This is a genomic window from Clostridium sp. LS (genome assembly GCF_002760435.1).
In the GTDB taxonomy this organism is placed as follows: domain Bacteria; phylum Bacillota; class Clostridia; order Clostridiales; family Clostridiaceae; genus Clostridium.
Genome location: NZ_AUUU01000026.1, coordinates 18,612 through 27,658 on the forward strand (window position 1 = coordinate 18,612; position 9,047 = coordinate 27,658).

10 protein-coding genes are annotated in these 9,047 nt (G+C 30.1%); 3 read left to right on the forward strand and 7 right to left on the reverse strand.

From position 1 onward, the window contains the following. Position 1: 1 nt before the first annotated feature. The 3 genes from COL3_RS06640 to COL3_RS06650 form a co-directional block, all read right to left on the reverse strand. Positions 2 to 676: a hypothetical protein gene (locus COL3_RS06640; protein ID WP_008422965.1), complete on the reverse strand. Its 675-nt coding sequence runs from the start codon at positions 674 to 676 to the stop codon at positions 2 to 4. Positions 677 to 881: 205 nt separating this feature from the next. Then, positions 882 to 1,775, reverse strand: coding sequence for a DUF4474 domain-containing protein (locus COL3_RS06645; protein ID WP_035283272.1), 894 nt, complete (start codon positions 1,773 to 1,775; stop codon positions 882 to 884). Positions 1,776 to 1,994: 219 nt separating this feature from the next. Next, positions 1,995 to 2,675, reverse strand: coding sequence for a hypothetical protein (locus COL3_RS06650; protein WP_008422960.1), 681 nt, complete (start codon positions 2,673 to 2,675; stop codon positions 1,995 to 1,997). A 327-nt stretch (positions 2,676 to 3,002) separates the two neighbouring features. Between COL3_RS06650 and COL3_RS06655 the strand changes: the two genes are divergently transcribed. Both COL3_RS06655 and cooS read left to right on the forward strand, forming a co-directional pair. Then, positions 3,003 to 3,416 (forward strand): Rrf2 family transcriptional regulator, encoded by a 414-nt coding sequence (locus tag COL3_RS06655; protein ID WP_008422954.1) that lies wholly within the window; start codon positions 3,003 to 3,005, stop codon positions 3,414 to 3,416. 116 nt (positions 3,417 to 3,532) lie between these two features. Next, positions 3,533 to 5,407 (forward strand): anaerobic carbon-monoxide dehydrogenase catalytic subunit, encoded by a 1,875-nt coding sequence (gene cooS / locus COL3_RS06660; protein ID WP_008422952.1) that lies wholly within the window; start codon positions 3,533 to 3,535, stop codon positions 5,405 to 5,407. A gap of 167 nt (positions 5,408 to 5,574) precedes the next feature. On the opposite strand, the gene clpP is transcribed toward cooS, so the two are convergent. Together clpP and COL3_RS06670 are read right to left on the reverse strand one after the other, a co-directional pair. Then, a complete protein-coding gene (clpP, locus tag COL3_RS06665; protein WP_008422951.1) occupies positions 5,575 to 6,171 on the reverse strand; it encodes an ATP-dependent Clp endopeptidase proteolytic subunit ClpP in 597 nt (198 codons plus the stop codon). Then, complete coding sequence (locus COL3_RS06670; protein WP_008422949.1) at positions 6,168 to 6,593, reverse strand: AraC family transcriptional regulator; 426 nt, start codon at positions 6,591 to 6,593, stop codon at positions 6,168 to 6,170. Before COL3_RS06670 ends, clpP begins: the two co-directional genes overlap by 4 nt. Positions 6,594 to 6,812: 219 nt before the next feature. Here COL3_RS06670 and COL3_RS06675 point away from each other — a divergent pair, with 219 nt between their 5' ends. Further along, positions 6,813 to 7,700 carry a radical SAM protein gene (locus COL3_RS06675; protein WP_008422947.1) on the forward strand — a complete coding sequence of 296 codons (888 nt, stop codon included), beginning with the start codon at positions 6,813 to 6,815 and terminating at the stop codon, positions 7,698 to 7,700. 60 nt (positions 7,701 to 7,760) lie between these two features. On the opposite strand, the gene COL3_RS06680 is transcribed toward COL3_RS06675, so the two are convergent. Together COL3_RS06680 and COL3_RS06685 are read right to left on the reverse strand one after the other, a co-directional pair. After that, positions 7,761 to 8,405, reverse strand: coding sequence for an HD domain-containing protein (locus COL3_RS06680; protein WP_008422945.1), 645 nt, complete (start codon positions 8,403 to 8,405; stop codon positions 7,761 to 7,763). 67 nt (positions 8,406 to 8,472) lie between these two features. After that, complete coding sequence (locus COL3_RS06685; protein ID WP_278286637.1) at positions 8,473 to 8,847, reverse strand: SDR family NAD(P)-dependent oxidoreductase; 375 nt, start codon at positions 8,845 to 8,847, stop codon at positions 8,473 to 8,475. Between the last annotated feature and the right edge of the window lie 200 nt (positions 8,848 to 9,047).

A 9,047-nucleotide genomic window follows, 5' to 3' on the forward strand; every position in this document is an offset into this window, starting at 1 on the left:
CTTACTTACTCTTTTTCTTCTTAGCACTTAAAGATTCATTAATATGTACTACATGATGTCTTGTTAAAGGCATTAGTAAAATTCCAGAAACATTTTTTCTGCCCCAGAAATCTATTAACCAAATAGCCGATTCATCTTCTGAAACAGCACCTTCATTTAAGATTCTCCTGAGTCCATCCTGTTCCATCTTTCTTTTCATATCAGAAAATTGAAGATTTTTTATAATTTCCTCAGACTTTCTTCCTACTGCAATTCTATAATTTTTAAGTTCCTCTATATTTATATGTTTACTAAATTCTAATATTTCTTCATTTGTTAATTGATTTCCAGTATTCTTTATTATTGAATTTACTTTCTTTAACCAATTACCTGAATTAATAACCTGCTCTCCATTATTAACTAATATATTCATGGTAATATCTTCAATTCTAGCTGAATGCCACATTCCATATGCAATTGTACGACCTTTATCATTTACTGCAGTGCGAATCGTTTCTTCATTTAAGTCTTTCCATAATTCATCTTCAAAAGTTATAGTACTCATATTTGACATTTCAGATGAATGAACCATAGCATGGAGTTCTAAACATAAATTCATAGCTTCTATAAACTTATCATTTTTTAAAATAATGCTTCTTAATTCTTTTAACTTTTCATTCCAAGGTTTTAAATCCATTCTAAATTCCTCACTTAACTACCAGTTATAATTTAAGCTTTCTTCAATAATTCTAATTATTATTATATTATCATTATTGTTACTTATTGGAAACTCATTTTATATTTGTAAATTATAAATATTTTTTGAGATACGTGCTCAGTGGTTTCTCTAATAAGATTAGGATATTAAAGGCAGGATTTTATCTCCTGCCTAAATGCATTGATCATTTTCCATGAATTTCTGGATTCTCCATGCTCCTAAAATGAATTCTAAATGCTGCCTTATCTACTATTTCTGAATAAATCTCAGGCGCTGATTTCTTAATTGCATTTATCTTATCAGTGAAACTATTATATACCTTTGTAATATCATTATATCTTTCACATAGCACTTTATTTTTTGCTTGTATGAGCTTATCTGTTTCTTCTAATCTTGTAATTGGTTGAGGGGTGTGTGGTTTGTCAAAAGTTATACCTACAGTATTTCCATTTCTAATAATCTCTTCTTCTGTATATCCTATATCTTTTAATGCTTCTATAAATGCATTACACATAACATTATCTTTTAGAGTAATATTTAGGTTTACTGCTAATTCTGATGGCTCTGAATATTCACCAAGCTTAAAGCCAGCTAACCACCAATGTTTCTCATCTCTTGAGAAAAGAATTTTACCATTCTTTTTTAAAGTAAAAGACATTGTTAACCTTTCTTCATCATTTGCACAGTTATAGAACATAAATTTATACACTTCAGGGATATTTAAAATTGGTTTATCTGCAGTATATACTCCAATCTCACAACCAGTATTTAAATCATATTGTCCTTTCCATATTTCAATTAACCATATTTTATTATTATATTCAAAATAGATTGGCTCACAATCTACTATCATTCCAAATGGCGCCATTGCTTCATCATACAAGCGGTTATAGCCCATATTTCTCTGCCATGGATTCATATTACAATAAAATATATCTTGCTCTGGATCATAACCATATCCAGCTAATTCCATCCCTCTATCTATAGGATTTCTAGCATTTAATATATCTCGTACTCCTCTTCCCATATTCTTCATTATTCGGACTCCAGTAAGCATGGCTATCAAAGCTCCAAACATAATACTCACCCCAAATAAATTTCTTTATTTATATAATATTCAGAATGTAATCATTATGTTAAAAAAAACTAGTTTTTACCTTGCTTAACATAAAAATATTATTTCAATGAATAGTATTTTATATTAATCTTAAAATTAAAATAGCAGGCAGTTTTGTATAAAACATAACTACCTACTGTTCTTAATACTATATATTATAAATATTAACATTTCATTATTTTAACCAAGTTTTTGAACTACATTATTAAATTTATCAGCTACTATGATTGGACCTAAATTTACAAATTCATATTCTCTTAATTCTGTATTCTCTAAAAGATTTAAGACTTCATTAAAATTATGCGCTAAATTTATCTTTCTTTCATTTAATAATATTTCTAAAGAATGATTTTCCCACTCAACCCATTTTACATAACTATTCCGTTCCTTAAAATAATTTTTATATTCGCAGTGATTTTCTATTTCTGAAACTATTTCATCACAAATATAAAAATTACATACATAGCTCCTGTATTCTTTAGGCAAAGTGCAGCCTTTTCCCGATTTCACAAAGGGGCAAGCTCTAAAGAAAATAGATTTATCAGCCACACGAGAATGATATTTTTCTTTGCTCTCTATGTAATCTTTATAACCTGCTTCATCAAAATATCCTATTGCATGAATATAATAATTATAAATCTTTACTTTAGGAAGACTTATAATATTATTTAATGTTTTCAGCCCATCTTGATTTTTGGTCATTTTATGAATTTCATGCAGCGTAAATTTAGGAAAATACCAACAGCATCCTCTATTCTTGATAGAACATAAACTCTTTCCAAAAACACTTTTACAATTGCTACAGGAATTGCAACTGTATTGAGGAGTGCCTTTGTCAAGTTTTAATTTTACTTCAACCATATTATCCTCCTATTTTCATTATAAAAATATTTATTTATATACAATTATAGTAAATATATGGTAAGAATCAAGCGGTAAAAACACTACTAATAAATAAAAAATTGACCTAATCTTAAATTTTTCCCGGGAAATTTTATCTATTCTTAATTTCATGTGTTTTTTCATTGTTTGTAGCTATATTACATATGAACTTTGAATATTTACCACTATGTATCAAACAACCTGCATATTATCCATTACATTCCTTTAAATTAATATATTGACAACAAAAAGATTTTATATTATTATAAATTATACCAAACAGGTATACTTTAAGGAGCAAGATATATGAATATTAATCAAGAATCTGATTATGCATTCAGAATAGTTCTTATGCTATGTAAAGAAGGTTTAGATAATAAACTTGATGCCAAGTCCTTATCAGAAAAGGGAAATATTCCTCTTAGGTTTTTATTAAAATTAACCAGAAAATTAACTCAAGCAGGCATTGTAAAATCATATAGAGGAGTCAATGGCGGCTATGCTATAACAAGAGATCCTAAAAACATATCTTTAAAAGATGTAGTTGAAGCTATACAGGGTCCAATTATTGTAACTAGATGTATTTATGATAAACAAGCTTGTAGCGCTAATAAAGCAGACCACTGTTCTATACATAGAGCTTTAGGGAATATTCAAAGTACAATGGTACAGGAATTAGAAAAGGTAAATTTTGATGAACTTAAAAATGATCCTTGGTAATTTACTAAAAAATATATAAGGCGAAAGCCTTTTATATTTGCACGAAAGTATACCAAATAAGTATAGTATCAATTTGTATTTAAATAAATTAATTAGAATAAAAGGAGACGATTAATATGTCAATGTGTACATCAGCAGATTGTAAATTATGTGAATTTTTATCATCAAAAGAAGAAGTGGAGACATCTTTTAATAGAGTAGAAACACAAAAGGCAAAATGTAAATTTGGAAAAGATGGAGTATGCTGCAAACTTTGCTCAAATGGTCCTTGTAAAATAACACCAAGCTCACCCAGAGGCATATGTGGCGCTGATGCTGATACTATAGTTTCAAGAAACTTTTTAAGAGCTGTAGCAGCTGGCTCATCATGTTATATCCATGTTGTAGAAACAACAGCAAGAAATCTAAAAAGTATTGGGGAAGGGAAAGGTAATACTAAGATAAAGAGTCCAGAAACCTTAGATAAACTTGCAGAAATTTTCGATGTTGTTGAAACTAATATGAATACCAAAGCCATAAAAGTTGCCGATGAAGTCTTAAAGGATTTATATAAACCAAGATTTGAGAAAATGGAGCTAGTAAAAAAATTAGCATATGCTCCAAGGTATTCTAAATGGGAAGAACTTAACATACTACCAGGTGGAGCTAAATCAGAAGTTTTTGATGCTCTTGTAAAGACCTCAACAAACTTAAATAGTGATCCTGTGGATATGTTGCTTCATGCACTTGAGCTTGGAATTTCTACAGGAATATATGGTTTAGTGTTAACAAATCTTTTAAATGACGTTATGCTTGGTGCTCCAAAAATCAGACAAGCAAAAGTAGGTTTCAGAGTAATTGATGAAGATTACATAAACATAATGATAACAGGGCATCAACATTCTGATATTGCTCATTTGCAAGATAAATTAATAGATTCAGCTGTTACAAAAAAAGCGCAAGATTTAGGTGCTAAAGGCTTTAGACTAGTCGGCTGTACATGTGTCGGCCAGGATTTACAGTTAAGAGGTGAACATTATACTGAAGTCTTTTCTGGTCATGCTGGAAATAATTATACAAGTGAAGCAGTGCTTGCAACAGGCGCTATCGATTTAATTGTTTCAGAATTTAATTGCACTATACCAGGTCTTGAAACTGTTGCCGAAAGATTTAATGTAAAAACTATCTGTTTAGATGATGTAGCTAAAAAAAGAAATGCTGATTTTATAAACTTTGATATGAAAGATGCAGAAGAAATAAGTGAGAAAATCATATTGGAAGCATTAGAAAGTTATAAAAATAGAAGAAATACTGTTGAAATTGATATTCCTAAAGATCATGGACATGATGATGTAGTAACTGGTATTAGTGAAGGATCATTAAAAGAATTCTTAGGTGGAAATTGGAATGGACTTATTGACCTAATAGCAAAAGGAAAAATTAAAGGTATTGCCGGCGTAGTAGGTTGTTCTAATTTAACAGCAAAAGGTCATGACGTATTCACTGTTGAGCTTACTAAAGAATTAATAAAGAGAGATATTTTAGTTCTTTCAGCAGGCTGTTCTTCAGGAGGACTTGAAAATGTTGGACTTATGTCACCTGGTGCTGCTGAACTTGCTGGAGATAATTTAAAGGATGTATGCTTAACACTAGGAATACCTCCAGTTTTAAACTTTGGACCATGTCTTGCAATTGGAAGATTAGAAATGGTAGCAACTGAACTTGCAGAAAATTTGGGAATAGATATTCCTCAGCTTCCGCTAGTACTATCGGCACCTCAATGGCTTGAAGAACAAGCATTAGCCGATTCAGCATTTGGTTTATCACTAGGACTACCATTACATGTTGCGATATCTCCATTTATAGATGGAAGTGACGTTGTAACAAAAGTCTTAAAAGAAGATTTAGTAAACTTAACAGGAGGCAAACTTTTAATTGAAGATGATGTTGTTAAAGCAGCTGATGAATTAGAAAAAATTATTGAAGATAGAAGAGTTGGACTGAATATTTAGTAGATTATTTACTACCAAGTAAGGAATCAATATACGAGAAAGAATCATTATCAGTTAAATTGCAAAATTCTAGACAATATATACGGAAATATTCCAACCATATATATTGTTTAGAATATTTCCATATAAAATTATAGTTCATATTCAATTCTTGTTCACATAAATAATTAATAGTTTATTTTATTTTCCCTATTCATTACTCCATCAATAAGACCATATTCCTTTGCCTCATCTGCAGACATAAAATTATCTCTATCTGTGTCAACCTCAATTTGTTCAATTGACTTTCCTGTATTCTCTGCAAGAATTTTATTTAGATTTCTCTTATTTTTTAAGATATGCTCAGCTGCAATTTTAATATCACTAGCTTGACCTTTTGCACCACCAGATGGCTGGTGAATCATTACCTCAGCGTTTGAAAGAGCAAATCTTTTTCCATTTGCACCTCCTGCAAGTAAGAAAGCCCCCATGCTTGCTGCCATACCAACACAAATAGTTGATACATCGCACTTAATGTAATTCATTGTATCATAAATAGCAAAACCAGCTGTTACAGAACCTCCTGGACTATTTATATATAAGTGGATATCTTTATCCGGATCTTCTGCCTCTAAAAATATAAGCTGTGCAACTATAAGATTTGCAATAGAGTCACTTACTTCCTCTCCTAAAAAAATAATTCTATCTTTTAAAAGTTTAGAATAGATGTCATAACTTCTTTCTCCTCTACTTGTTTGTTCAATAACATATGGAATTAAACTCAAGCTGCTTTCACCTCGCATCTCATATTTAAGTTTGAATAAGAAGTTCGTTCAATTCTTTGCTGTTCAAATTTCAACTGCTTAGGCCAAAAGTCTTTTCTCTTTCTATATACTTGTGGTGATTCTTGATAAAATCTTTTAAATGCTAAAGTAAAAGACTGTTGTGTTTCATAACCTGAGATAAACGCTATATCAATAATTGATTTATCTGTGTAAACAAGTTGTCTAGCGGCTTCAGTTAATCTTCTTCTTTGAATATATTGGTGCATTGTGCATCCAACAATCTGCGAAAAGATTCTGTGTAAATGAAACTTTGAGTAACTCGCAATGTCAGCTATTTTATCTAAATCTAGATCCTCTTCATCTGTAAGGTGTTCTTCTATAAAATCAATAACTTTTGAAATTACATCTGAATTAGTTTTCATGCAAACAACTCCTCTCATATATAGTATAACTAATATTCTATATATTTTTTTAATATAAATTGCTATTTTGACTTTCTGTAATAGAAAATATACATATTTTATAGTATAATCTGGTTAATATGTAAGTGAATAATAATCCATACCAGTTCATTTCAAAAATATTATTTAAAATTCAATGAATAATCATAATATAATCTTATAAAAGGAGATTGTTATATAATGATACATGAAGTAGAAGCCAAAACCTTGCTTTCCCCAAATAAAAAACCAACAAGTTGGTTTGGAACTAGCTACCTTTTTAATATATATAGGGGGTGTGAACATGGCTGTATATATTGCGACTCAAGAAGCTTATGTTATAAAGTGGATAATTTTGATGATCTTATTGTAAAAAAAAACGCAGTGGAATTATTAAAAAAGGAACTTAAAAGTAAAAGAAAAAAAGGATGCTTGGGCACTGGTGCGATGACAGATCCGTATACCATATCTGAAAAAAAATACTTATTAACTAGAGGTTGCCTTGATGAAATAGCTAATTATAACTACGCAGTCCATATTACTACAAAGAGCAATTTAATATTAAGAGATGTTGATATACTTCAGGAAATTAATAAAATTTACGCTTCCGTAGCAATGACTATAACTACAACTGATGACAGCCTATCTAAAATAGTGGAACCTTTCGCTCCGTCTTCTTCAGATAGATTTAAAGCTCTTGGAGTTCTTTCTACATTAGGAATATGTACATGTATAACAATGATGCCTATACTCCCTTTTATTGAGGATACTGAAGAAAATATAATCGATATTGTTAATAAAGCTAATTATTATGGAGTTAAATATATTGTTCCTTGGCTGGGAATGTCATTAAGAGATAGACAACGAGCATACTATTATGAACATTTAGATAAAAATTTCCCGGGAATTAAAGCAAAATATGAAAGACGCTTCGGAGATAAATACAGATGCTCTGCTAGAAATATAAATGGATTAGGGTATGCATTAAAAAATGCTTGTGATAAATACGAAATTTCTCTTAAAATGCCAAGCTATCAAGAAAAAGTTTCTTCTGTTCAATTGGATTTATTAAATAAATTAAAAACGTGAATTAAGGAGTTAAAACCATAGAACTTTACACAGAATTCAGAAATGAATGAATAATTCTTATTATATTAAGCCGTCCCATTCATTAAAAAATTCATTTAAAAAATTCTCCATATATTTATGCCGTGATTCGGCTAAAGTTTTAGCTGTTTCCGTATTCATCAAAGATTTTAACTTTAACAACTTTTCATAGAAATGATTAATTGTTGTTCCTTTAGACTTGGTATATTCTTCTACATTCATATTTTCCCGTGGTTTTTCATTTGGTATGTGCATGCTTCTATTTTTACTACCTCCATATGCAAATGTCCTTGCAATTCCAATAGCTCCTATTGCATCAAGTCTATCTGCATCTTGTACTATTTTTCCTTCCAAGCTTTTTGGTATTTGTGTGTCCGTCCCCTTGAAAGATATTGATTCAATTATGTCACATATAGCCTTTATTTTTATATCAGCTATTTTGTTACTCATTAAAAATACTTCTGCACTTGAAGAAGTTCCCACATTCCCACCAAATAATTTATAATCATCTACATCATGTAATAAAGCAGCCAATTGCACTATTTCCAAATCAGCATTTTCTCTTTTACAAATAGAAGTGGCTAATTTATAAACTCTAATGCTGTGATAATAATCATGGCCACTATAATCATTTTGAAATTTCTCTTGAATATATAATAATGTTTTTTCTAATAAATCTTTATTCATAATTGTCTCCAACCTTTATAAATATCTTCTATAATTTTACTGTCTCTGAATTACAAATCTCTTCTCATCAAACAGTAATTATCTTCCCACTTCCTTGTTTCTTAAAATATGGAATTGTTGCTTTAGCTGTATATAATGCCCTTGTAAAATTCACATCCATTACTTTCTTCCACTCTTCAATACTTAGTTCCTCAACTGGCGCTTTATCACAATCAGCCCCCGCGTTTATAACTACTATATCTACTCTACGATAAGTTTTATAAATATTTTGAAAAGCCTTCTCTAATTCAATATAATTACTAACATCACAACTTAATGCTATTGCGCTTTTACCTTGGCTTTTTATATAACTCGCTGTTTCATCAATTTCATTCTGACTTCTTGACAGGCAGCATACTCTTGCGCCATTAAGAGCATATGATATTGCAATAGCCTTACCTATCCCTCTTCCTCACCCTGTAATAACTGCAACTTTATTTTCTAAATCAATATTCATAAAATCCCATATCCTAATTCTTTTTGAAATGGACTTCCTTTTTCCCATCCTATATATTCCGCTACCATATCTGATTTAAGCACATGTCCCAAGAAACCTTGAATTCCTGTTAACGCTACTGTTATCACTAATTGATAAAACAGCAA